This window comes from Candidatus Uhrbacteria bacterium CG10_big_fil_rev_8_21_14_0_10_50_16 (assembly GCA_002774875.1).
Taxonomy (GTDB): domain Bacteria; phylum Patescibacteriota; class Patescibacteriia; order UBA9934; family UBA11717; genus UBA11717.
Map to the genome: position 1 here is coordinate 14117 of PCYM01000007.1, position 22755 is coordinate 36871.

The 22755-nt window shown below is 48.3% G+C and carries 24 protein-coding genes and 2 tRNA genes; 2 read left to right on the forward strand and 24 right to left on the reverse strand.

Annotation, left to right across the window (positions count from 1 at the left end; all coding sequences use genetic code 11):
* Positions 1–2 precede the first annotated feature (2 nt).
* Together COV06_03775 and ftsE are read right to left on the reverse strand one after the other, a co-directional pair.
* Positions 3–914 carry a hypothetical protein gene (locus COV06_03775; protein PIR47373.1) on the reverse strand — a complete coding sequence of 304 codons (912 nt, stop codon included), beginning with the start codon at positions 912–914 and terminating at the stop codon, positions 3–5.
* Entirely contained in the window at positions 911–1729 is an 819-nt protein-coding gene (ftsE, locus tag COV06_03780; GenBank protein PIR47374.1) for a cell division ATP-binding protein FtsE, read from the reverse strand. The genes COV06_03775 and ftsE overlap by 4 nt, the downstream gene beginning before the upstream one ends.
* Here ftsE and COV06_03785 point away from each other — a divergent pair.
* A tRNA-Thr gene (locus tag COV06_03785) sits at positions 1703–1778 on the forward strand. The two genes, ftsE and COV06_03785, sit on opposite strands and share 27 nt — an antisense overlap.
* 31 nt (positions 1779–1809) lie before the next feature.
* Here the strand turns inward: COV06_03785 and COV06_03790 are convergent.
* From COV06_03790 to COV06_03875, 18 genes are all read right to left on the reverse strand, one after another.
* Positions 1810–2832 (reverse strand): hypothetical protein, encoded by a 1023-nt coding sequence (locus COV06_03790; GenBank protein PIR47375.1) that lies wholly within the window; start codon positions 2830–2832, stop codon positions 1810–1812.
* Positions 2759–3181 carry a hypothetical protein gene (locus COV06_03795; protein ID PIR47376.1) on the reverse strand — a complete coding sequence of 141 codons (423 nt, stop codon included), beginning with the start codon at positions 3179–3181 and terminating at the stop codon, positions 2759–2761. The genes COV06_03790 and COV06_03795 overlap by 74 nt, the downstream gene beginning before the upstream one ends.
* Positions 3178–3720: a hypothetical protein gene (locus tag COV06_03800; protein PIR47377.1), complete on the reverse strand. Its 543-nt coding sequence runs from the start codon at positions 3718–3720 to the stop codon at positions 3178–3180. The genes COV06_03795 and COV06_03800 overlap by 4 nt, the downstream gene beginning before the upstream one ends.
* Positions 3701–5038 carry a hypothetical protein gene (locus COV06_03805; GenBank protein ID PIR47378.1) on the reverse strand — a complete coding sequence of 446 codons (1338 nt, stop codon included), beginning with the start codon at positions 5036–5038 and terminating at the stop codon, positions 3701–3703. The genes COV06_03800 and COV06_03805 overlap by 20 nt, the downstream gene beginning before the upstream one ends.
* Positions 5022–7610, reverse strand: coding sequence for an ATPase (locus COV06_03810; GenBank protein ID PIR47379.1), 2589 nt, complete (start codon positions 7608–7610; stop codon positions 5022–5024). Before COV06_03810 ends, COV06_03805 begins: the two co-directional genes overlap by 17 nt.
* A gap of 7 nt (positions 7611–7617) precedes the next feature.
* A complete protein-coding gene (locus tag COV06_03815) occupies positions 7618–8730 on the reverse strand; it encodes a hypothetical protein (protein ID PIR47380.1) in 1113 nt (370 codons plus the stop codon).
* 26 nt (positions 8731–8756) lie between these two features.
* The gene (gene msrB, locus COV06_03820; GenBank protein ID PIR47381.1) at positions 8757–9149 is read right to left on the reverse strand and encodes a peptide-methionine (R)-S-oxide reductase; all 393 of its coding nucleotides are present in this window, start codon (positions 9147–9149) and stop codon (positions 8757–8759) included.
* A 251-nt stretch (positions 9150–9400) separates the two neighbouring features.
* A tRNA-Lys gene (locus COV06_03825) sits at positions 9401–9476 on the reverse strand.
* A gap of 66 nt (positions 9477–9542) precedes the next feature.
* The gene (locus COV06_03830; protein ID PIR47382.1) at positions 9543–10868 is read right to left on the reverse strand and encodes a hypothetical protein; all 1326 of its coding nucleotides are present in this window, start codon (positions 10866–10868) and stop codon (positions 9543–9545) included.
* Positions 10869–10916: 48 nt separating this feature from the next.
* On the reverse strand, positions 10917–12020 hold the full coding sequence (ftsW, locus tag COV06_03835; GenBank protein ID PIR47383.1) for a putative lipid II flippase FtsW: 1104 nt from the start codon (positions 12018–12020) through the stop codon (positions 10917–10919).
* Between the two features lie 3 nt (positions 12021–12023).
* Entirely contained in the window at positions 12024–13085 is a 1062-nt protein-coding gene (gene mraY / locus COV06_03840; GenBank protein PIR47384.1) for a phospho-N-acetylmuramoyl-pentapeptide-transferase, read from the reverse strand.
* Positions 13078–13446, reverse strand: a complete 369-nt coding sequence (locus tag COV06_03845) for a hypothetical protein (GenBank protein PIR47385.1) — start codon at positions 13444–13446, stop codon at positions 13078–13080. The genes mraY and COV06_03845 overlap by 8 nt, the downstream gene beginning before the upstream one ends.
* On the reverse strand, positions 13433–13681 hold the full coding sequence (locus COV06_03850; GenBank protein ID PIR47386.1) for a hypothetical protein: 249 nt from the start codon (positions 13679–13681) through the stop codon (positions 13433–13435). Before COV06_03850 ends, COV06_03845 begins: the two co-directional genes overlap by 14 nt.
* Before the next feature lie 56 nt (positions 13682–13737).
* A complete protein-coding gene (locus COV06_03855; GenBank protein ID PIR47387.1) occupies positions 13738–14019 on the reverse strand; it encodes a 50S ribosomal protein L27 in 282 nt (93 codons plus the stop codon).
* Between the two features lie 184 nt (positions 14020–14203).
* Positions 14204–14647 (reverse strand): 50S ribosomal protein L9, encoded by a 444-nt coding sequence (rplI, locus tag COV06_03860; protein ID PIR47388.1) that lies wholly within the window; start codon positions 14645–14647, stop codon positions 14204–14206.
* A gap of 60 nt (positions 14648–14707) precedes the next feature.
* Positions 14708–15451: a hypothetical protein gene (locus tag COV06_03865; protein PIR47389.1), complete on the reverse strand. Its 744-nt coding sequence runs from the start codon at positions 15449–15451 to the stop codon at positions 14708–14710.
* The gene (locus tag COV06_03870; protein PIR47390.1) at positions 15448–16035 is read right to left on the reverse strand and encodes a hypothetical protein; all 588 of its coding nucleotides are present in this window, start codon (positions 16033–16035) and stop codon (positions 15448–15450) included. Before COV06_03870 ends, COV06_03865 begins: the two co-directional genes overlap by 4 nt.
* Positions 16036–16065: 30 nt before the next feature.
* Positions 16066–17316, reverse strand: coding sequence for a peptidase S41 (locus COV06_03875; GenBank protein ID PIR47391.1), 1251 nt, complete (start codon positions 17314–17316; stop codon positions 16066–16068).
* A gap of 93 nt (positions 17317–17409) precedes the next feature.
* Here COV06_03875 and COV06_03880 point away from each other — a divergent pair, with 93 nt between their 5' ends.
* Entirely contained in the window at positions 17410–18564 is a 1155-nt protein-coding gene (locus tag COV06_03880) for a hypothetical protein (GenBank protein PIR47392.1), read from the forward strand.
* Positions 18565–18728: 164 nt separating this feature from the next.
* Here the strand turns inward: COV06_03880 and COV06_03885 are convergent, their stop codons facing one another.
* The 4 genes from COV06_03885 to COV06_03900 are packed head-to-tail and all read right to left on the reverse strand — an operon-like array spanning position 18729 to position 22426.
* The gene (locus COV06_03885; protein PIR47393.1) at positions 18729–19811 is read right to left on the reverse strand and encodes a hypothetical protein; all 1083 of its coding nucleotides are present in this window, start codon (positions 19809–19811) and stop codon (positions 18729–18731) included.
* Complete coding sequence (locus tag COV06_03890) at positions 19790–20611, reverse strand: hypothetical protein (GenBank protein ID PIR47394.1); 822 nt, start codon at positions 20609–20611, stop codon at positions 19790–19792. The genes COV06_03885 and COV06_03890 overlap by 22 nt, the downstream gene beginning before the upstream one ends.
* The gene (locus COV06_03895; GenBank protein PIR47395.1) at positions 20592–21545 is read right to left on the reverse strand and encodes a hypothetical protein; all 954 of its coding nucleotides are present in this window, start codon (positions 21543–21545) and stop codon (positions 20592–20594) included. Before COV06_03895 ends, COV06_03890 begins: the two co-directional genes overlap by 20 nt.
* The gene (locus COV06_03900) at positions 21542–22426 is read right to left on the reverse strand and encodes a hypothetical protein (GenBank protein ID PIR47396.1); all 885 of its coding nucleotides are present in this window, start codon (positions 22424–22426) and stop codon (positions 21542–21544) included. Before COV06_03900 ends, COV06_03895 begins: the two co-directional genes overlap by 4 nt.
* Positions 22427–22755 lie beyond the last annotated feature (329 nt).

Below are 22755 nucleotides of genomic sequence, written 5' to 3' on the forward strand. Positions count from 1 at the left end.
ATCTACACGCGCAAATAACGACCCATAGCAAGTGCGGATGCGACGGTCGATAAAACGGCAAGTGCCAAGAACTGTCCCCCAAAAATCCAATACCAGTTTTGGAGATAGTACGTCGAGAGACCAATAGTGTTGCTTTCAAAAAATTGCGCTAATTGTGGTTCCATAGACGCGGCCGTTGGAAACACGATCGCAGCCGTAATAAGTGTCGCAAGCAAACTAAAGATAATTCCTTCAATAATAAACGGAAGCCGCACAAAACTATTGCTTGCCCCCACCAACTTCATAATGCCAATCTCCTCTCTGTGCGTATAAATGGAGACGCGAATTGAGTTGAGTACAATCAAGACAGCAATAAGCGCAAAAATCCCGGCCAGCACAAGCGCAAATAGCTGTACACGCTGCGTAAACGCGTCGATACGTTGAATCACCCGCTCATGGTCAGAGAAGTCCTGACTCTCAATGGCATTGCCGAACGTCGGATTTTTTAGCGCCTCCAAAATAAACGCAAAATCATCTGTATTACGTGCCGAGACAATCAACTCTCCGCCAAACGGATTGGTCTCCACGACCGTCAACGCCTCTAAAATACGTGCGTCGTACCGGTGACGCTCAGAAAAACGCTTCAGTGCCTCCTCTCCACTCACATACTCTACCTTGGAGACTTGCGACAAGCTCGACACATAATCTTGCGCTCCAAAGATAATCTCCTCCGAAGTCCCCTTTTTAAAATACACCGAGACATCAATTTGATCCTCCACACTTTGAATCGCTGCATCCGTAAGCACGTGAAGCGTAATCAAAATATTGATCGTAGAGAGCGTCAATACAAAGACCAACACCGTGGCCACGGAGAGCCAGATGTTTCTCCCAATATTTTGGAGAGCAAACTTGGTTGTTCTGTGGAGGGTCCTCATGCCAATGTATAGTTACCAACATGGTCACGTACCACCGTTCCGTCTTTGAGCGTAATCACGCGTCCTTTAAGGTGGTTCACGATCGTTTTATCATGCGTCACCAACACCACCGTCGTCCCAAAATCGTTTATCTTTTTTAACAGATCAATAATCTCATGGGCGGTAATGGTATCCAGGTTTCCTGTGGGCTCGTCGGCCACAAGTACCTTTGGTCGATGCACTAACGCACGTGCAATCGCCACACGTTGCTGCTCACCGCCAGACATCTGGTGCGGATAGCGACGCTCTTTCCCCTCCAACCCCACAATGCGCATCACCTGCGGAACAACTTCTTTGATCCGTTTCCGCGCACCTCCAGCCACCTCCAACGCAAACGCAATATTCTCTGCCGCGGTCTTTTTTGGCAGCAATTTAAAATCCTGGTAGACCACACCAATTTGCCGTCGTAAAAACGGTACTTGTGCAGAAGAAATATCAGAAATATCCCATCCACCAATCACAATTTTCCCATGTGTTGGACGCTCTTCGGCAATCAAAAGCCGCAAAAGCGTTGTTTTTCCGGTGCCACTTTGACCTACGATTGAAACAAACTCCCCTGGTTCGATATGCAAATTGACCCCATGGAGTGCATGGACCTCTGTATCATACGCCTTAGAAACATTGTGAAGTTTGATCATACCCTTGATTTTTTTGAGCCCTTTGGCTACAATCCATGCCGCCAGTATAGCACAGAGAGATGTGAGCTCTTGTCGCTTTTCCCCAGCGCGTTCCTCTCCGTAACAACCCGTGCCACTGTAGCTCAGCTGGTAGAGCAATGCCTTCGTAAGGCAGAGGTCAGCGGTTCGACTCCGCTCAGTGGCTCCATAAGACGATCTACCCAGTAGGTCGTTTTGTTTTACGGCTTCATGTAGTACGTCACGTTCGCCTTCGCGCGACGGTCATTCAATACGTCGTATACATCACGTTTTGCTACAGAAAGTTCTTGTGCGTTTACAAGAGTCACTCCCTGTGTCGCGTCCTGTTCTAGCACGCGGTAAAAAATAAACCGATCAGCGAGTTCTATCACCTCCGTCACGCCACCCTCTGATGTTGTACGCAATACTTGTTGTGCCTCCGTCGGATAATCATCGAGCGGTCGTAATCCAAGTTCTCCTCCATCAATGGCCGACAAGCTTCCACTCACCTGCACCGCAAGTGTACTAAATTGTTCCGGGTCACGCGTAATCTCCTCATGAATTCCTGCAATAACGGTTCGTGGCGGATCCTGCATCTCCTCATTATGTAAAATCGCTTCGTCGAGAACACGTATGCGCGCAAGCGGCTCTGTCACAAACTGTGTAAACTGTTCCGGTGTCCATCTAAACTGTTCGTACAATGCCGCCTCATAGCGTGCTTCGTCTTCATATTGATCAATAAACGTGCGACGTACGCTCTCAACATCCGTTTGTTGCACACGTAGATGCAGTTCTTCTGCTAAATCGATCAATAACACTTCTTGAATCATACGCTCCGTAATCCGTTCCTTCAGAGCATCTTTGTTTGTGTCATCCGTTGCTCCTTTTTGTTGATAGAGTTCCGACCATCCATCAAGCACGGTTTGATACGCACGATACGAAATATTGGTCGAATTCACACGAATCGCCGGAACCGGTAAAACCGTACCAATGGAACGCAAGAGCGAACCCCCTATCGGTAATTGGTAGAGCGACATCACAAACAGCCCAATTAACGTACAGACAACAAGCAAGACAACAAAAAGACGGCCCCCAATAAGCAGGACACGGCGCACGGGCAATTGACGAGAAGCGTAAAGATGCTCAGGTATTGGTTCTGGGCCCACGCGATCAACTCGCTTCTTTGCGGTCATATTGTTCTGGATCAAAGAAATACCAAGCCCACTGTTGCAAACGCGTACCATCTTGCACAGACGCAATCCCACGTTTTGCCTCTTCGTCACCTCCAAGAAGTTCCCCTCCAATAAACACCTGTGTTTCCCCAGGACGCTGCAAGCCAAATTTTTCTCGCGCTTCCTTTTCTAAAAAAGATTCGGTGGAAAGGTACTCCTGGTAGTCCTTCAACGACTGATTGCGTTCTTCTAGCGACTGCTTCTCGTCTTGCAATGCAGAAATCTCCCGTTGAATCGATGCACTGCGAACAAACTCACGACCAAAACTCAACGCAATAAGGACAAATAAAATCCCGTTAATAACAAAAAACAATCGATACTGGAGCACGTGTCGAACAGCTTGAAAGGGTTGGTGTTTCATGACGGTTGGGAATCAAGATGAACTCGTTCAAACGTTGTTTGTCGCGAAGAAGGTGCACCTCGGGTCGCACCAGAAAGCTCTACAATAATCGCATGTAAAACCTCTGGGCGACGGATACGATCAAAATGCATTGTCGGAGCAACTCCTCGAAACAATACGCGCACAGAACCCAGGGAGAACAAGGACCCAATCGTACCATAACGGCGATGTCCGGCATCTTGAATCGTCTCCAATGCAGCACTATTCACACGTCGATCCATAAATCCGCGCTGTTGAAGAGAAAAAATACGTACATTTGTTAGCACACAGACCGTCCCTCGCCATCGAATGGTTGTACGTATAATAACACCTAAACCCAAACACACTACAAGCAGCAACGGAATTAAACCTGCAACTCCAAAGGAAAAAAAAGGGAAAAAGAAGAAGAACGGCGTAATCGTGAGAAAAAGACCGACAAGAAGCCAAGGAATCCGCGGCAGCAACGACGCGTATTCCACATGCACAATTTGTTCTCCCTCCCTAAGCTGTACGCCCCGCATACGCAATTGCCATACGAACAGCCTCTCTGTCGTCCCACGGGATCTTCTTGCCTCCCGCCACAGCCATGACGGGTTCTGATCCTTTTCCTGTAATTAACACAACATCTCCCGGCTGAGATAAATCGATCGCTTGTTGAATCGCCTCCTTACGATCCACCAGACAAAACAGCGTCTCTCCTTCTCGCATACCTCCGTCTCGTGCACCTTGGGCAACATCTTGAATAATGTGCATTGGATCGTCATCGTAGGGATCCTCATTCGTCACAATAACGATCGTGTCCTTTTGACTTGCGAGTAGGCCAATTTGTGCACGACGGGCCACATCCCGACCGCCTCCAGTCGATCCAGTAACATGAATAATACGTTTAGGGCGTAGTAAGGACACGGCCTCGTATAACGCCATGAGCGCATAAGGTTCTGGAGCATAATCTACAATCACATCGGCTCCATCGTAAACGAATCGCTCTAAGCGACCAGGAATAGGTTGGAGCCGCTCCGCCACCTGTAGCACATCGATGAGTGGGAATCCTAGGGAAACAACCGTAGTAATCGCTGCCAAACTATTCTCAAAATAATACGCACCCAGTAACGGAATGGAGACATCGCCTCCACGTACACGTGCTTTTGTACCCATTTTATTCTCTGTAACAGCGGACGCTTCGATCACATCGTCCACGCGTATATCAAACACCTGCTTGTCTTGGCGTGCGAACCCAACCACACGGTCTACATCCACCGCCGCCATTTCTTTGGCATGCACATCATTTAAATTCACGACAATAGACTTAACGAGACGCTTCCCATGGAGTGTTTTATGTGGGGCCGACGCGACCGCTTCAAATAATTTCCGTTTTGCCCGTTTATATTTTTCAAATCCCCCATGTGCTTCCAAATGCTCAGGTGTGAGATTTGTAAAGACCGCTGTATCAAATTGAATGCCCACGTGGCGAAATTGATCGATTCCTTGTGAAGAAACCTCCACAATTGCATAGGTACACCCCGCTTGCACCATCGCTCGTAGCATCTTTTGTGTTTGTGTCCGACCAAGCATGGTCATCTTTTTATCATTCGCAATTAATCGATCTCCAATGCGAAATGAGTCTGTCGTGGTCCATCCGACTGTTTCTCCCAAGGTCATGAGTAATTGGCCAATAAGCTGTGTCGTACTCGATTTTCCATTGGTCCCCGTGACCCCAATCACATGCATGTGTTTTGATGGATAACGGTACACAAAAGCCGCTCCTTGCGCCAAGACATAGTGATACGGCCGTAACAAAGACACCGGGATCCATTTTTTTATTCTATGAAGCATGTGCATGTTTTTTGATAAGGAGATACCCTTCTTTACCTACCTCGATAGCAATAAGTTTAATCATAGCCAACAAACCCACCAGCCCCCAGTCCGCAGCTGAGAGTCCGATCGTACGGAAAATTGCCTGAAGTCCAGGAACGTATACAACGGCCGCCTGTGTCACAAGACCAATCAACACTGCGCCTACCAACCATCGGTTTGTAAAGGGGTTCATGCGGAAAATTGATCGTCGCAGGCTACGCACAGCAAACACGTAGAGAAGCGAATCCACTGCCAGCGCCGTAAAGATAATCGTTCGCAAATGATCGGTTTGGATGCCCTTTGCCTGCAAAAGGATGTACATGACCAATAATCCAACATCTGTAAGGACTCCGATAAGGAAGATTAACACTTTCATCTCCGTATTGACAACCGGCGTATCTCGTTTGCGTGGAGGACGTTGCATAACGTCTGATTCGGCCGGTTCCATGGTGAGCGCAAGACCCGGAAGACCATCTGTCACTAAGTTGATCCACAAAATTTGAACGGCCAAAATCGGCAACGGCAAACCGAGTAAAATTGTTCCACTAATTAAAATCACCTCACTAAAACTATCCGCAACCAGATACACAATGATCTTACGGATATTATCAAAAATAACACGTCCTTCATACACGGCAGCCGTAATAGAGGACAAATCATTGTTTAAAAGGACCATATCTGAGGTTTCTCGTGCAACGTCTGTTCCCGATCCAACAGACACACCGATATCCGAAGCCTTCATTGCCGCTGCATCATTGACACCATCTCCAACCATCGCAACTACCTCGCCACGTGCACGCCATGCCTGAACAATTCGTAATTTATGCTGTGGTTCCACACGCGCGAAAACGTTACACGTTGCCACACGCTCTTTCAAGACAGCATCACTCATGGAATCAAGTTCCTTCCCGAGAATAACGCCACCCTCACGATGAAGAATTCCCGAATCCTCCGCGATCGCTAACGCCGTTTCTGGATGGTCTCCCGTGATCAAAACAATTCGCACACCTGCGTCATTGAGCGTCTGAATGCTCTCCCGCGTACTGACACGCAGCGGATCAGAGATGCCAATCAACCCTTTGCACGCAAAATTCGATAAAACATCTGTCGGTGTTTCTTCTTGTGGCTTTTCTGCAACCGCAAGCACACGTAAACCTTGTTTGGTCATCTCATCTGCCTGACGTGTCCAATAGAGACGATCCGCTTCCGTCATGCGACACATGGCAAATACACGCTCCGGTGCTCCTTTTACAAATACAAACGTACCTGCGTCCGTCCTGTGTTGGGTGACCATATATTTACGTTCTTCCGTAAACGGAATCTCTGCGATACGCCGATACGTCTCTCGTGCTTCCTTGACCGCGATCCCAGCTGCAAGCGCCACATCTACCAACGCACGTTCTGTAGGGTGACCCAAGCGTACCTCCGCTTCCTCTGTTACGTCCGCATCGTTATTCAACGCGCCAATGAGTAATGCTGATCGCACAGCCTCCGTTGTCTCCTTAAACGCCGTCGTGAGCCCGTCCCGCGTGCGAATTTGGACAACCGCCATTTTTCCTTCTGTAAGCGTTCCAGTTTTGTCCGTACAAACCACCGACACGCTCCCAAGCGTTTCCGCCGCAACTAGACGACGAACCAAAACAAAGCGTTTTAACATGTGCTGCATTCCAACCGCCAATACAACGGTTAATGAGATAAGAAGCCCCTCCGGAATGGACGCCACAGCCAATGCAATAGCGATACTCAGAATCTCTATCGTCGGGACTCCATGCAACCATCCAGCCACAAACAACACCATTGCCACGCAGACAACAATAACGCCAAGTATCCAACTAAATCGTTTGAGCTGAACCTGTAAAGGAGTTGACTCATCTTGTGTCTCAGATACGAGTTGTGCGATCGCGCCTAGATGCGTCTCGCTTCCAATAGCAACCACTACCCCCTCTGCCCTTCCACGAACCATCAACGTTCCCAAAAAAGCCATATTTGCACGATCACCGACAACAGCACTTACAGTCAATATGTTCGTGTGCTTCGATACCGGAAACGATTCGCCCGTGAGTAGCGACTCGTCGATTTGTGTATCCACCGCTTCGATTAGACGAACATCCGCCGGAATACGTGATCCCGCCTGAAGTAACACAATATCTCCGGGTACCAACTCCGTCGCAAGAATATCGGACACCGCGCCTCCTCGACGAACACGTGCATGCGGAATCTCGTAAGAAGAGAGCGCTTCGGCAGACCGTTCCGCCTTCCATTCTTGAACAAACCCCACAACCCCGTTTAGCAACGCGGCGATAGCAATGACAATCGCATCTTCCTCGTTTCCTATAACAACACTCGCCCCCGTCGCCAAAATTAGCAACATCATGAGGGGGCTCGTAAATTGGCGACCAATCACCCTAACGATGCTCATACGTCGTTTTTGTGGAAGATGGTTGGGTCCATATTGACGCTGTCGTGCACGTACGTCATCCATTCTCAAACCAGAAATAGACGTTTCTAGCCTTTGGTGCACTTCTTCTGTGCGTAATCGATACCAGGACGGTTTCATAGTGGCGTTAGTGACGTACGGACCGATATACCTCCAACGTCTGATCCACAATCCGATCCCAAGCAAAATAGTCTTCAATCACCCGTTTTACGTCCCGTTGTGCCCGCTTGATTTCCTCTGGATTTTCAACAAGATGTCGTAACTGTTGCTCTAGGTCATCCACATCCTTATTCTCGAACGTAAATCCTGCGCGATGGATTGCCTCAAGATTCCCCGGAATATCGGACACCAATACCGCCGTTCCAAACGCCATTGCCTCCAAAACGGTGAGTGGCAACCCTTCGCTTTCCGATGGCTGACAATACAAATACGCATGTGCATACAGCTGTGCCAAAGTCTCTCCAGTTTGAAATCCGATAAATTGTATCCGTGTGTCTCCCTCCGCTAATGCCTTTAGCTGTTCTAAATACGTATCCTTGAGCGCAGGTGCTCCAACAATCACAAGATGCTTGTCTGTTTTAATGCGACGAAACGCCTGGATTAAATGATGCACGCCTTTTACCTTTAACAACCGCCCAACCATCAAAAGGTATCCGTCTTTTTTGAGACCAAATGCTGCAAGTAAATGCTGCTTGCGAATCGTTTGCCTGTCAGCTCCACTTGGAATAAAGACAGCCTCTGTATGATAGCGATCACGACAAATCACCTGCAATCCGTGACTCACGGTAATCGTTGCATGCGGTGCACGACAAGCCATCCACTCACCCGCGCGTAATGCAATCCTACCGAACAATCCCCATTTTTGATGGAGACGATCCTGTGCATGGAACGTGGCAATCACCGTTACGTGCGGTCGCAGCAAGCGCGGAATCCAACTCAACAAGGCAGGACCAACTCCGTGATAATGAATGACATCCACAGGACGCAAACAGACATCCACGGTTGCCAAGAACGTATGGATAATTGCCTCAAGATTTTTTGAATATACCGTTGGCAAATAGTGCACGCGCACACCCTCATAATAGGTAGGATGTTCTGTACTATACCGTTTACGCGCATAGGCCGTTACCTCGTGTCCACGCAAAACCAACCGCGTTGCAAGGTTCACAACGTGTGTTTCGATTCCTCCGGCCGTGCGGCCAAGAATAAGACTTTTTTGACCCAAAAAAGCGATACGCATGCAACAAGTATAACACGAACGCTCTCTTACGTTTCTTGTGTGTCTGCTTCCGTAAATCCAAGTGCCGCCGAATTGATGCAAAATCTCTGACCCGTGGTCTGAACGGGACCGTCCGGGAACACATGACCCAAATGTCCACCGCAATTCTTACACAGTACCTCCAATCGATATATCCCCTGTGAAGAGTCATCCCGTATCACAACCGCGTCCGTTTCCATGGGCCTGTCAAAACTTGGCCATCCACTTCCTGAATCATACTTATTTTGAGAAGAAAATAACGTCGCCCCACAACCTGCGCATGTGTAGGTTCCGTTGTCGTGATGATCGTAATACTTGCCAGAAAAGGGTGGTTCCGTTCCTCCGCAGCGAAGCACGTCGTACGCCTGCGTACTGAGTGGTTGTTGATCGTCTTGTTTCATACAAACATTGTACCATCTCTATTTTTCTAGCTTGTCAAGGGGGCGGGTGTGGAAAAATAAAAAAACGAGGACGTATCCTCATCTTTCTTTGGTGCGCCGGGCGGGAATCTCACGTCGGCCTATGGCCTCTTTAAAACCATGCGGTTTTAATGTTTCCTCCTTGGGGGAACACCCAGTTCCCCCATCGCCCCCTCTGGTTCGAATCCCTTCTCTTAAAAAAAGAAAGATGGAGAATCATCCTCATCTTTCTTTGGTGCGCCGGGCGGGATTCGAACCCACGACCTTGGGCTTAAAAGGCCCCTGCTCTACCAACTGAGCTACCGGCGCATGCGGGGCAAGGATATCAGAAAACTCTCGCCCTGTAAAGGGATACCCCTACTCTTGCAATACTCCCTACAATTCCTTTGTTTCAAACGGATAATCCTCCTCAGAAGCCTCTTCCACATGCACGACGGTATTTCCCAATGCACGCGCAACCTGCTCCTGTATGGACAGTGGCAACGGCTCGCTCCCCTGTTCTTCCTGCTGTACATCTTCCTCAACACGCTCTTGGGAGTGCTCGGTCATGCCAGTCGTATACCCTTCCTCGCCTTCCTCCAAAAACCGCTCCAACGGCGACGGATCCTTCCGTTCTCGAGACCATTTGGCATCCGACTCCCCTGCCAGCTTCAACACACCTTCTGCAATTTTCTTGGTTCCATCTTTTGGAAACGTCAGCTTAAGATTAGCCGCAAAACGCATCTGCACATCCTCGTTATCCATAACGGTCCGAATCGACGAAAGAAGAATCTGCGGAGTTGTCTCGGTTTGATCTAAAATCAGCCCCGCCTGATGCTCGTACAAATGAAACGCATTCATCTCTTGGTGTGAGTCTGGAATTGGAACCACAATTGCCGGCTTCCCAACTGCCGCAAGTTCGGTAAGCGTCCCCAACCCCGCACGGCAAAGCACAACGTCCGCAATCGCATATGCATCGTCCATGCCATCGTTAATAAGTGGCTCCGTCACATAATACTTGTCGGACACGTTCACCATATGATGTTTGTCTCGACCCGTAACATGGAGCACTTGCCATTTCTTTGTGAGATCCGCTGCAATTGCGCTCACAGACTCATTAAGCCACATTGCTCCACCTCCGCCACCCAATACAAGCAGCGTCTTTCGCTCAGGACTCAACCCAAACTTAAGTAACGCACGTTCTCGCGACCCCTGTAACATACTTTCTCGCACCGCATTCCCTGTAACTTCCGTTTTTTTGCTTGGAAACACATCCTTGCTCGCATCGAATGTCGTAGAAATTTTCGCCGCGAACCGTGCCATGATTTTATTCGCTAGACCCGGCAATACATCTTGCTGATGTACCCAGCTACGAATTCCCATAAACCGTCCAAGAATCACTAACGGCACGCTCACATACCCTCCTGCCGTTACAATCACATCTGGTTGCTCTGCTTTTAACACATTCCACGCCTCCACACCCGCGTACACAAGCCTAAACGGAATCGTAAGCCAATAAAAAGAAACATAGCGAGGGATTTTAACGCTCGCAATGGAGATGAACCGTACATCCTGTGATGTAACCATGTTAGCCTCTGGCCCATGAACCGTGCCAACCCAAACAAGATCCACGAGCTTATTGTGCGCTCGCCAATATTCAACAAGACCGAGCAAGGGCGTCACAGGACCGAGTGTCCCACCACCGGATAGCAAAATCTTCATATAGTGGGAGTATACCAGAAACGAATTGAATAAACAGGAAGCAACCGTCTACGTGCGATAAGACGAGATATTAAGCACAATTCCCATAGCGGACAACATCATCACCATCGAGGTTCCCCCGTAGCTAATAAACGAGAGCGGAATTCCCGTAATCGGCAGCAATGCCAACATAGCTCCAATGTTCACAAATGCCTGAAAGAGAATCCACGTCATAACACCCACCACCACAAACTGTGAGAACTTATCCGGCGCGTGTGTCGCAATGCGGAGCATCTGTCTCGCAAAGAAGGCAAACGTAACAATTACAGCCGCAGTCAAAACAAAACCAAGCTCTTCTGCAATCACGGCAAAAATCGAATCTCCCGCCACCTCAGGGAGGTATTGAAACTTCTGACGTGAATGTCCGTAGCCAAGTCCAAGGAACCCACCAGACCCAATTGCCAACAACGCCTGGTTAATGTGATACCCCACCCCCTGAGGATCGAGCTCTGGGTGCAAAAACGTCGTAAAGCGCGCCGCTCGGTAGGGAGCTAACCGAATCAACAAAAAGAATAGTGTCGCACCTCCACCTCCCAATAAAAACAAGTGCGGCCACGGGGCGCCTGCTACAAAGTAGACCGTTAAGGCAATCATCACAATCACTGCCATCGTTCCAATGTCCGGCTGTAGAATCATGAGCAGCATAATGATTCCCAGGACTGTCACAAACGGAATCAACCCCGTGTTTGCATCCTTAATACCTGTGTCCGTTCTCCGTTCAAACCACGCAGCCAAATAGAGTAAAAACGTGAGCTTAACAATCTCTGCTGGTTGAAAACTTAATCCCCCGATGGCAATCCAGCTATGTGCCGTTCCAAAATCTGCGCCAATCCCTGGAATAAACACAAGAATCAATAAGACGATTGAGATGATCAGTAGCGCACCTGCCATGTTACGCCAAAACGTAAACGGGATCCGTGACATCACAAACATCCCCACAAGACCTGGTAGCACACCAAAAATAACTTGATGTTTTATAAACCAATAGGTATCGCCAAATCGTTCAAACCCCAGCGGACCCGATGCACTCATAAGCATCGCCAGACCAAACAAGAGCAACCCGCCCACGAGTGCCAATAAACGGTAGTCTATCGCGTGCTTAGGCTTTAGCATGCTTTAAAATAACCCCATGTCCAAGAGCGCAACGGCTACTCCTAGTGTCGACGCTACGATGGAGATAACCCAAGCGCGCATGACAATCTTGGGTTCTGGCCAACCAATAGCCTCAAAATGATGATGTATGGGTGTTGATAAGAAAATCTTTTTGCCTTTGCGTAGTTTCTTAGAGGTCAGTTGCACAATAACCGATAACGACTCCAGTACCAAAACGATACCAATCAACGGCAAGAGCAACGCCATATTTGTAAGCATCGCAACCACGCCCAACGTTACGCCAAGTGCCATAGACCCTGTGTCTCCCATAAAAAATCGTGCAGGATAAATGTTAAACCACAGAAAAGCTAGAAGAGCTCCAACGATCGCGATACAAAATGCCGCCAACTCAAATCGACCCTGCGCAAGTGCAATAGCCCCATAGGCGCCAAACGATGTCATAAGCGTTCCCCCGGCAAGTCCGTCCAGTCCATCAGTCTCATTCACAGAGAATGACGTCGCAACGATCACAAAAATAAAAATGGGGATATACCACCAACCGACAGCAAAATCTCCTACAAACGGAACGTGAAACAAATCCCAATCTAATTTTGTATAAAACCACCAAGACCCAATAGCGGCAATAATCGTATAGATCCCAAGACGATACTTCATACTTAAACCACCGCCATGAGGACCAATCTTTTTGACGTTCATCCAATCATCCACCAATCCAACAAGAGCAGAAGCTACAAAAGCTCCCAATGGCAACAATGTTTGCGAACGCGTCAAAAAACTCAAATGTCCCACCAGCGAATCGGGCGCTACGAGTCGTACAATCAATAATACAGACGAGACGGCAAGGACCGTTCCCCAAATAAGCACACCTCCCATAGTAGGCGTTCCTGCTTTCTTTGCATGAAGTTTTGCAAAGATCGGCGTTATGGAAGCCGTGCGAATTGTTTTCCCAATTTTGAGGCGATACAACACGTTGGTTAACAACGGCGTCCAGGCGATGGCCACCACAAATGTGAGAGCTGCAAGAAGAATCAAACGAATTACTTGAAATGACTCCATACTAGGCATTAAGAACAAGGACAAAAAAGAGCGCAAGCGCCGTAAACAAACCAATAAACAGTGCCGCAACAGACAAGGTATTTGCCAGAAGCGGTGAATATTTACGCATCCAGATAGCAAGACCGGTATTGACAATCAAAACGATCGTCGCAAATGCAGGGAAAAACAAGGACGCATACCAAGGTCCTGCATAGTCAACGCCCAAGTGCACATTATAATGCAAGGGAAGCAACTCTCCCGAGGGCACGACGTCTCGTAGGAACCATAGCGGGATAACCCATGTAACAAGTAGAACGAGAAGTGAGAGCAAAAATACCAAGCGTCTTTCCTTACGCGGAGCAAGAACCTGCAAAAGACTACGGATGTTCATAGATATTGGTCACGCAGCGCACCTCCGGTACCTGCTCTTTTAACAAAACTTCAATGCCCATTTTGAGCGTCATCTCGGACAAAGGACAGCCACGACATGTGCCGGTAAGCGACACCTGTACCTCCCCTGTTTCTGTATTAAATCCAAGAAATTCCACGTTGCCCGCATGAAGCGCAAGACGAGGACGGATCGTTTCTAACACCTCCTCAATTTTATTCTCAAGCGTCTGCAACATGCACAGAGAATAGCGTGTTTTAAACAAAAAAACAACCGCCTTACGACGGTCATTTTTTACTCTGCAGGAACAATGTTAACAAAGGTTCGTGAACGCAAGATCCCAATAAAGTTTGGTTTCATGCGTGTGGTGAACTTCACGGCTCCCGCAACGGCTGCGTACAACGTATCGTCAGCGCCGCGGCGAACATTCTTACCTGGGTGAATCTTTGTTCCACGTTGGCGGACCAAGATTTCTCCGGCATTGACAGCTTGTCCGTCAGAACGCTTTGTTCCGAGACGCTTTGCCTCTGAATCACGTCCAAGTCGGGAAGAACCACCGGCCTTTTTGTGTGCCATAGTGGACCAATATTACGTATTAAGGACGGAGGACGGCGCAATGCCGATTCCGTACGGTGACGAGAGTATAGCCGAAACAAGAAAAATCGTCAATATCTCGTTCAAAACCAGGCCGTTTTAAAGGAAAAAAGCCCTTTTACCGGCCTTTCTCCTGCGATAAGAAGTATGGATGAATGAGGGCCTCTTATTTTGCCTCCACGATAATAGAGAGTTCTGCCTCGTATCCACCCAAAAACTCGGCGACAACAGTAAACGAGCCGGTTTCCTTGATAGGCGCCGTAAAGACCACTCGCTTTGGCTTGAGTTTTACTCCCTGCTCCTGTGCCGCTTTTACAACGTCTTTTTCCGATACAGCCGCATACAGCGTGCCGTCATCATTGGCTTTTACGGCAAGGGTGAGCGTGGTTCCATCGAGTTCTGCCACAGCTTTGCGTGCTTGATCGTCCGCCTTCACTGACTCACGCTCTACGCGCTTCTCCTGCGCCTGGATTTTCAGCAACGCCTCTTTGGTTGCCGGGACGCCCAACGCCTGTGGATAGAGGAAGTTTTGCGCATACCCATCGCTCACGTCCACAACGTCGCCCTTGTACCCTTTCCCCTTTACATCTTTTAGTAATATTACTTTCATAGGTGTGTTGTTTACAATGACTTTATCTTAACACATCCAACCCACATAGCGAAAATACTGTTATGCGTCTGAGGAAGAATTGTATTTCTGCACCAAGAGCGTTCCTGCCGCCGCAGACATAGGCAGTACAAAGATATTGAAAAACGGGATCAAAAGGCCGAGCGCTTTAGCGGTTCCCAGTCCCAAAACTGGACCCAAATGTTTTACAACCCACCTACGCCTATCACCCAACATCAATCCACGTCGTGCAAGCGCCGGACTCACAGCATCCCCGCCAGAAGTAACCAAAAGCACACCAAATCCCAAAACACCACTGAGCACCTGCCCCACTACTGGCAAAAACTGCAATAGGAATCCAATCATCACAACAACTCCAAGCAAAACTGCCTTCCGAGATTCCTGCGTGATTGTAAACAATATTTCCTTATACCAGGGCCGTTCAATGATCACCTGATTGTGTTGCTTTTCCAGACGAGCACCAAGTTCCTCATAAAACGGCGAGCCAACCACCTCAGCGATAAGAGAAAAGAAAAAGGCATACCCCAAAAGGACAAGAAAAAAGAACAAGAGGTATACGATCCACATCAACAACACAAGCCAAAAGGATTCAAATGACGCTCCAAGAAATCCCGCTACGATTGGTGCAATCCACTGCCACCCGATCAGAATCATTGCAACAAAAATTCCCACGTTGAACAAAATGGGGATCGTTAAAAGCCACCACGCACCCGGAATTTCAACCATGACTCTTGCACCACGAAAGAGCAGAAAAAAGCCATCCGACATCTGATGAAGATGCTTCATGAATGACGTATGCGCCGGTCTCGCCGATTACGACTCCGCGCACGCTGTGTGGGCGGTTTTATTTGCCCTGGCGCTGGCTGGCCCGGCTCGACTTTTACTTTAAACGGATCGCGTTTATTGCGTCGGCGCACTTGCCGAGCAATGAGTCCCACCGCTTTTTCTACAATAAACTCCATGTCCTCGTATTCCGACCACTGCTTAACATCTCGCAACGGCGCCCACTTGCGCCCACGAATCTTCTCTCCTTGTTTGGTCGCGACTTGTACACGCTTAAACCTCGCGTTCTCGGGTGCCTCAAACAAAAAGTAATGGATATCTTTTTTAATGGTATCTCCTTTGCGTACGTATCTATCTTCAAACGTAATTTGAATATTTCCAAGCTTGCGAACAAGACGAAGTCCCTTCAGTCCGGTCTCTTCATACACTTCGCGCCGCGCGGTCTGCTCAATACTTTCCCCTTTTTCTACATGCCCTTTTGGGAAGGTCATTTTTCCAACAGAATCACGCACAAAGGCCACATCTACGCCTCGCTTGGTTACTTTATAGATAATTCCTCCTGATGAAACTTCTTGGCGAATAGCCATAGGGTTCAACAATAATCTCTATGAACCAACCTACTCTCCATGTTCTTCGTTCAAAATGGAAAGTGCACGCTCAAACTGTGTATCGATACCTTCTGCTAAATCTTCTTCCGTGAACGTAACCTCCTCATCTGGAGTGATTCCTTGCTTGTTGATTGAACGTCCTTGCGGCGTGAGCCATTCTGCAATTGTGATCTTGAGCGCCGATCCATCGGACAACTCACGATATTCTTGCACGGAACCTTTTCCAAACGTCTGTGCCCCAATAATGATCGCCGACGCATAGTCTTGTAACGCTCCTGCTACAATCTCCGTTGCCGACGCACTCCCCTCGTTTACAATCACCACAGTTGGAATGTCTTTTAATCGAGCGACGCCCTGTGCCTCGATATCCTTCATAACACCATCTTCTCCGCGTTCGATCACCACGGTGTTATTCCCGACCCACTCACCAGCAATCACGACTGCCTGATCCAAAAATCCACCTGGGTTGTTCCGCATGTCGATCACAAGTCCTGTTGCGCCCTTAGACAAAACATCTACCACAGCATCGTTAAATCGACGTGCGGTGTCTTCGTTGAAAGCAAAAATGTCTATAACCGCAATCCCGTCTTCTCGGACGGACCATTCTACAGAACTTAATTCAATAATCGCACGGTGGATAGGAACCTCTACAGATGCATTTGCTCCTTCATGTACCACCGTAAGTGTTACCGTTGTTCCTTTTGGACCGCGAATCAACGCAACCGCGTCCTCTATACTTAACCCTGCGGTTTCTGTTTCATCGATCAAATAAATTGCGTCTCCTGCCGCGATACCTGCAAGTTGTGCCGGTGAATCACGTAACGGAGAAACGATCACAAGTTGACCCTCGCGCAAGCCAATCTCGGCGCCGATCCCCTCAAACTGACCAGATAAACTTGTCTGGAAGCTGTTTGCGGCTTTTGGGTCAAAGAACGTTGTGTAAGGATCCCCTAACCCAGCAACGAGTCCGTGCAAGGCACCATAAAACAAATCTTTTTCCGCAACCGGACCGTATACGTAATCCTCCTGTACTTGTTGCCACACGTCCCAGAACAACTGAAAATCCACATCTTCTGCAATGCGTGCAATTTCTCCGGCGCCGATTACGCGTCCATCCTCTAACGTAACCGATCTTGGAGGCAAAGCCTCGCGACCAATAAAAATTCCTCCCAATAAACTCGTAAGCGCGATCCCAACCGCGACCGTTGTCATGAGCCATAAAGGCCATCGAAGGGTTTTTTGACGTTTTTCTTGAAACATATGTGAGCGCAGTATACCACGTCTTTAAAGATTCACCTGAAGTAATTCTTATTTCCACCACACAATCCTCAGAATTTGATAGAATGGACACACATGAATAACCGTCGCATCCAACAGGTGATTTTTGCGCTCTTTATTGCACTCTTTTTTGTCAGTGCACCACTCGTCGTTCTCTATACGGCAGGCTATAGATGGAGCCCACAGCAGGGTGTCATCCGTACAGGAACACTCTTTGTCGCTACGACTCCAAAAAATGCAACCGTCAACCTAGGAGGAAAACCCTATAAGGACAAGACACCCACCATTATTAAAACGCTTAAGCCCGCAGAGTATTTAATTGAACTTGCATTACCTGGTCATCTCTCTTGGGAAAAACGACTCAGCATTAAAGAAGGAGAAACCACGTTTATTGACAACGTCATCTTATTTTTAGATACAAATCCACAACTTGTTATCCAAGAGGATATGCAAACCATTGCTTGGTCTGCAACCGGCGCGCACGTCGCATGGGCGGATCATCAAGCTGGTTGGACAGAGGTTTGGATCTCCACACTCGCCAAACCTGCGTCACGGCTGGTTTACCGCGTGGAGCGAGATGAACATCTTGCGCTTTCTTGGATCGACTCAGAGACATTGGAGATTAAACAAACAGCAGGCAATCATTACGTCACTTCCACTGGTCAACTGGTGTCTCAAGTCAGTCATACGCGCGTAACGTTTCAAAAAAACACTGACTCCGTTGATCTTCTTGTGAACGGGACCGTTCTCGCGCGTCTTCCATTTGGTACCTATACAGTTCTAGACGAACGTGGCCCCTATATTCTCGTGCAAGACACAGCACATCATCGTATCTCGTTACTCACGACGGCAGACACACAGCAACCGCTGCTCTTGCAAGAAGATGCGCTCTTTGTAGACTGGGTGAGGCAAGATGCCCTTGCATTTGCAACAGAATTTTCTATCTCAATTTACGAACCCGCGCGGCATCAGACCACGCTCATTACACGTATCAGCGAACGTATTCATAATGTAATTTGGCATCCAGATGGTGGTTACTTGTTTTACGCCACGGACACAGAATTGCGCGCGATCGAACTAGACGACCGGGACAACAGACGCGTCACAACGCTTGTCACCATGAAGCATATTTACACGTTCTTTGCCCATCCCCAAGGAAACATTCTCTATTTTGTGGGTAACGACGGTATCGACACAGGCTTGTATCAACGATTGCTGTTTAAAAAGTAATGTTCGTCTTTTGTTTGACCGTTACGTTTCTTAAACCTTGATCACATCCTGTTTCAAAAGGGTACGAGCAGGGAGCAGAAATGAACTGCAATGGACAGGACGAAATCCTTAGACAACAACACCGCCCACATGGTGGTTTCTTTTTTTGTCTCTTGTGCATTCAATTACCGTCGGATCACAAAAAGCAAAAACCGATAGTAAGCGGCCAGAACGGGATTGACTATTGTATCCAAAAGCCAACTTGCCGTTTGTTGTGCCTCGATGGTCGGCGCCATGACACGCACAATCTCTACGTCCCCAACGGAGCGACGCGATTGAATTTGTGCACGTCTCTCTAAGAGTTGTTGCCAGTTTTTTGCCTGCAAAAAATATCCGTACACCTGCAACTTGGTTGTAAACCACCCACCCTTAATTGCAAACAAGAGTGTTCCCAGTTCCATTGTGATCGCCATGGGCAACATCCAAAAAAACGTCGACCACTGCAAATGCGTCAGCTGTGTAATCCAACGATTGCGCTCCATCCAATAAAATTTCGTAATGCTTCGAGAAAATTCATAGCGATGATAGACGATCGAATCATGTGCCACCCCAATCGTATAACCCGCCAACCGTGCACGCCACGACAAATCTACGTCCTCATGATACATAAAGTACCACGTCTCAAACAGCCCACCAATCTCCTCAATCACGTTTGTGCGAATCAACAACCCTGCACCAGACCCATAAAAATGCGGTCGCCCACTCGTAAGATCGGGATCTTGATACCCAAACCCTAAATAGTGCAGCACGTTTCCATAGGAGTCCACATGCGTATGGTTCTGCTCGGAGACAATTAACGATTGCACAATCGGCTGCTGTGGATGTTTTTGTGCGTACGCCACTGCCGTTGTAAGAGCATCCGGGTGCATACGTGCGTCTTGGTTGAGTAAGTAAATGTACTCCGCTCCCCATGTTTGTGCGCGCTGGTACGCTCGGTTATGTCCACCAGAAAACCCATCATTCACCGGTGAATCAATAAAAAACAACTCTGGTAATCGATCGTCCGCAAACCACCGCACCTCCATTTGCGTGCGTGCCATTCCATGAACCGAAGGATTATCTACCACAATCAAACAGACTTGATCACGATCGTAATCAAGTTGTCTCAGTGATTCCATACAGGCGTCAATATCGTTTGCTGCCTCTGGAGACCAATAGGCCACGTATTGAATAGCAATTTTTGGCATCATAGGCGACGCGTTCCCCATTTGAGCAAGTACTTGACCCAACTATCTACGTGCACGCGAGCTAATTTATTTTGAAACAAATTTTTTGCCACCGTTTTTTCTTTCGCAGACCCCTGACCATAGACATGATGTACCTCAGCCTCCGGAACATAATACACCGCACGACCCTTGTCCCAACATGCGCGACATAAATCCACATCCTCAAAATACATAAAGTAGCGATCATCAAACCCACCGATCTCTCGAAACAGGGCTCCATCAATCAAAAAAGCTGATCCCTGAACCCAATCCACGAGCCGACGTTTATCCGGGTCGACTCCTTGCAACAAAAATTGATCACGGTAACGCTGTCCCTGTTGTGTGTTGGCAAACCGCGTGCGTTGCACAAATGGCATGTACCATTCTGGAAACCGTCGTGCGGTTTGCTGATGGGATCCATCCATATAACGCACGCGCGGTGCCGCGATACCCACTTGAGGATGCGCCTGTAATACATCAGATAATGTATCCAGCACCCGTACATCCATGAGTTTGGTATCAGGATTTAAAAAGAAATAAGATCGTGCATGCACCTCAGAGGCCCCACGATTAGACGCGCGTCCAAATCCACTGTTGTGGTTCCGTAACACCACGTGTGCCTCCGGAATCTGGTTTTTTACATACGCATAGGCATCAAAATCAGAAGACGCGTTATCAACCACAATCAACGCCGTTGAGTGGCGTGTGTGCTGCATAGCTATGCGTAACGTAGAGAGACACTCTGGATGAATCCCATTATACGTCACCATGACGATGGCAATATCAACGGTTTGTGTGGGCATAAAACATGCGTTTGTTGATCAAATGTGCCCAGTGCTGTCTGGTGTCCCGGATCGTATCACGCACGATGGATGGATGAAAGGCGAGCAAAAAGAAGAACTTCGCCAGCTCAAACGGGACAAGCGCCCAACTACGCAGCAGCCCTTCCCGCCACGAGGTATAAACGATCGTATTCCACAGATGATTGCGATACGAATAAAACTGCAAAAATCGCGAGGCGTCACGATGCAACCATGAAGGCTTAAACGCACGATAATGATACGCCTTCGCTTGTGGAACGAGTGCAGCAATCCATCCACCTGCGTAAAGTCGATAGGCCAAATCCACATCCTCCTTATAGATCACATAGAGTGGATCAAAGAGGTGGCCATCGCAACTCGCCTGCTCCACCGCCGCGCGACGCACCATTGGTAAACATCCAGACACACCAAACACCTGCCGCATTTCATCTGGTACGGATCCATCCTGCCCGCCCGTAAGGTCCGTGACCTTTCCACTTGGCGCAACATGGAGCCCGAGAGAATCAACGTCTTGGGTCTTATTTGGTTGACCTCCCTTCCATTCCCACCGAAAAATCGCCCCCGTGGCCGATCCAAGCTCCTCCCAGGATTCAAACGCACGTCGTAATGTGGCAATAGAGTCTGGGTCCAAGATGACATCAGGATTCACGAGCTGAATCAACTCTGCATCATGTTCGGTAAACAATCGTTGATGTCCGCCTGCAAATCCAATGTTCTTTGCTGATTCTTCATAGCGGATCGATAACCGTTTGTCATACGTCTCCACAAGGGATCGCGTCTTGCCCCGCTCTTCCCTGTTGCTATTATCCAAAATAAAAAGCGTCCAGTCTTGATCCGTCTGTTGTGCAAGCGAATCGAATAAAAACGGCAAGTATACCGAGCTGTTATAGGTGACCAGTTGTAGAGCGAGTGTCATGCTGCGTTCTTGACTAAATCATAGACAGCTCCCGCCAAATAGGCAAAGGGACGCACGATCCAAAAGATTGCTGCCTGCCACCAACTCCCATGTTTTCCAAAATACTGTGCCATGGATCGTAAAAGAATGGCTTGTTTTTTTGCGGTCGACACCTGTTTAAAACTCTGTCCCACCAAATCCGTACACGATACATCCGCCAAAAAACGCACCGTATATCCCACCTCTCGCACACGCTTGCAATAATCCACCTCCTCAAACCACAAAAAAAATCGCTCGTCAAACAATCCCACCACATCCATAACCTCACGTCGGAAGGCAAAATACGAGCCACGCACCTGCTCTACATCCTGTGTTTTTCCGTACTCCATATCTGTACGCAGGTAACGATCCACAGACGGCAATTGCACGTGCAAATGGGAGAGTTTGAGCGCAATAGCAAGTTGATCCTTCCATGTAGGATCACGTCTGACGGACGAGACGTACGTGTCTCCTTGCCGCAATTTGACACCGAGCACACCCACCCGTTTCTGCTCCATGAGTTCTTGATACGTTCGCGCGAGTGTTCCCGTCCCCACCAGCATGTCAGGATTCAACAAGAGTAGAACCTCTCCTTTTGCATAACGAAGTCCCTGATTGCACGCAAACCCGAATCCCGCATTCCAATCATTGATCACCAATTGCACCCAAGGAAATTGTTCGCGCACCATTCGTGTTGTACCGTCGGAGGATGCATTATCGATCACCAATACCTCAAAAGAGATCTCATCGCGCAACGTCAACAGTCGCTCCAGATTACTCTGCAGCGCCTGTTTAACGTTCCAACTGACAATAATGATGCTCAATTTTGGGTGCATAGGAGATTTATGGGCCTGAGTTGTCATTGCAAGTTCATGGTGTAATCGATATCCTCGGTCGTCATTGCGAGTTTCACGAAGCAATCTATTTATTCTTTCTCCCTCCTTTTTGTTTCGCCAAAAAGGAGGCAAAAAGCATCGTGTCTGTACGGCGTACTCGTGGGGACATGCTGAGGGAACTCGCGATTTTGCTCACGATCTGATCTGATCTGATCTGATTCAGACTTCGTCGGTGAAGGAATCCAGCAATGCAGGAGCGAGGTACGTTGCTTCTAAATAATCCGTGTTGGGCGTCGACCCACTCTTTAGCAGACGCAGGCAATACACTGGTACGTCGACGACTCCTTGCGGATTAT

Bases quoted from the DNA above. Each gene is read 5' to 3' on its own strand.
- COV06_03775 (PIR47373.1), bottom strand. From the start codon at position 914: ATGAGGACCCTCCACAGAACAACCAAGTTTGCTCTCCAAAATATTGGG.
- COV06_03790 (PIR47375.1), bottom strand. From the start codon at position 2,832: ATGGTACGCGTTTGCAACAGTGGGCTTGGTATTTCTTTGATCCAGAAC.
- COV06_03795 (PIR47376.1), bottom strand. From the start codon at position 3,181: ATGAAACACCAACCCTTTCAAGCTGTTCGACACGTGCTCCAGTATCGA.
- COV06_03800 (PIR47377.1), bottom strand. From the start codon at position 3,720: ATGCGGGGCGTACAGCTTAGGGAGGGAGAACAAATTGTGCATGTGGAA.
- COV06_03805 (PIR47378.1), bottom strand. From the start codon at position 5,038: ATGCACATGCTTCATAGAATAAAAAAATGGATCCCGGTGTCTTTGTTA.
- COV06_03810 (PIR47379.1), bottom strand. From the start codon at position 7,610: ATGAAACCGTCCTGGTATCGATTACGCACAGAAGAAGTGCACCAAAGG.
- COV06_03815 (PIR47380.1), bottom strand. From the start codon at position 8,730: ATGCGTATCGCTTTTTTGGGTCAAAAAAGTCTTATTCTTGGCCGCACG.
- msrB (PIR47381.1), bottom strand. From the start codon at position 9,149: ATGAAACAAGACGATCAACAACCACTCAGTACGCAGGCGTACGACGTG.
- COV06_03830 (PIR47382.1), bottom strand. From the start codon at position 10,868: ATGAAGATTTTGCTATCCGGTGGTGGGACACTCGGTCCTGTGACGCCC.
- ftsW (PIR47383.1), bottom strand. From the start codon at position 12,020: ATGCTAAAGCCTAAGCACGCGATAGACTACCGTTTATTGGCACTCGTG.
- mraY (PIR47384.1), bottom strand. From the start codon at position 13,085: ATGCCTAGTATGGAGTCATTTCAAGTAATTCGTTTGATTCTTCTTGCA.
- COV06_03845 (PIR47385.1), bottom strand. From the start codon at position 13,446: ATGAACATCCGTAGTCTTTTGCAGGTTCTTGCTCCGCGTAAGGAAAGA.
- COV06_03850 (PIR47386.1), bottom strand. From the start codon at position 13,681: ATGTTGCAGACGCTTGAGAATAAAATTGAGGAGGTGTTAGAAACGATC.
- COV06_03855 (PIR47387.1), bottom strand. From the start codon at position 14,019: ATGGCACACAAAAAGGCCGGTGGTTCTTCCCGACTTGGACGTGATTCA.
- rplI (PIR47388.1), bottom strand. From the start codon at position 14,647: ATGAAAGTAATATTACTAAAAGATGTAAAGGGGAAAGGGTACAAGGGC.
- COV06_03865 (PIR47389.1), bottom strand. From the start codon at position 15,451: ATGAAGCATCTTCATCAGATGTCGGATGGCTTTTTTCTGCTCTTTCGT.
- COV06_03870 (PIR47390.1), bottom strand. From the start codon at position 16,035: ATGGCTATTCGCCAAGAAGTTTCATCAGGAGGAATTATCTATAAAGTA.
- COV06_03875 (PIR47391.1), bottom strand. From the start codon at position 17,316: ATGTTTCAAGAAAAACGTCAAAAAACCCTTCGATGGCCTTTATGGCTC.
- COV06_03880 (PIR47392.1), top strand. From the start codon at position 17,410: ATGAATAACCGTCGCATCCAACAGGTGATTTTTGCGCTCTTTATTGCA.
- COV06_03885 (PIR47393.1), bottom strand. From the start codon at position 19,811: ATGGGGAACGCGTCGCCTATGATGCCAAAAATTGCTATTCAATACGTG.
- COV06_03890 (PIR47394.1), bottom strand. From the start codon at position 20,611: ATGCCCACACAAACCGTTGATATTGCCATCGTCATGGTGACGTATAAT.
- COV06_03895 (PIR47395.1), bottom strand. From the start codon at position 21,545: ATGACACTCGCTCTACAACTGGTCACCTATAACAGCTCGGTATACTTG.
- COV06_03900 (PIR47396.1), bottom strand. From the start codon at position 22,426: ATGACAACTCAGGCCCATAAATCTCCTATGCACCCAAAATTGAGCATC.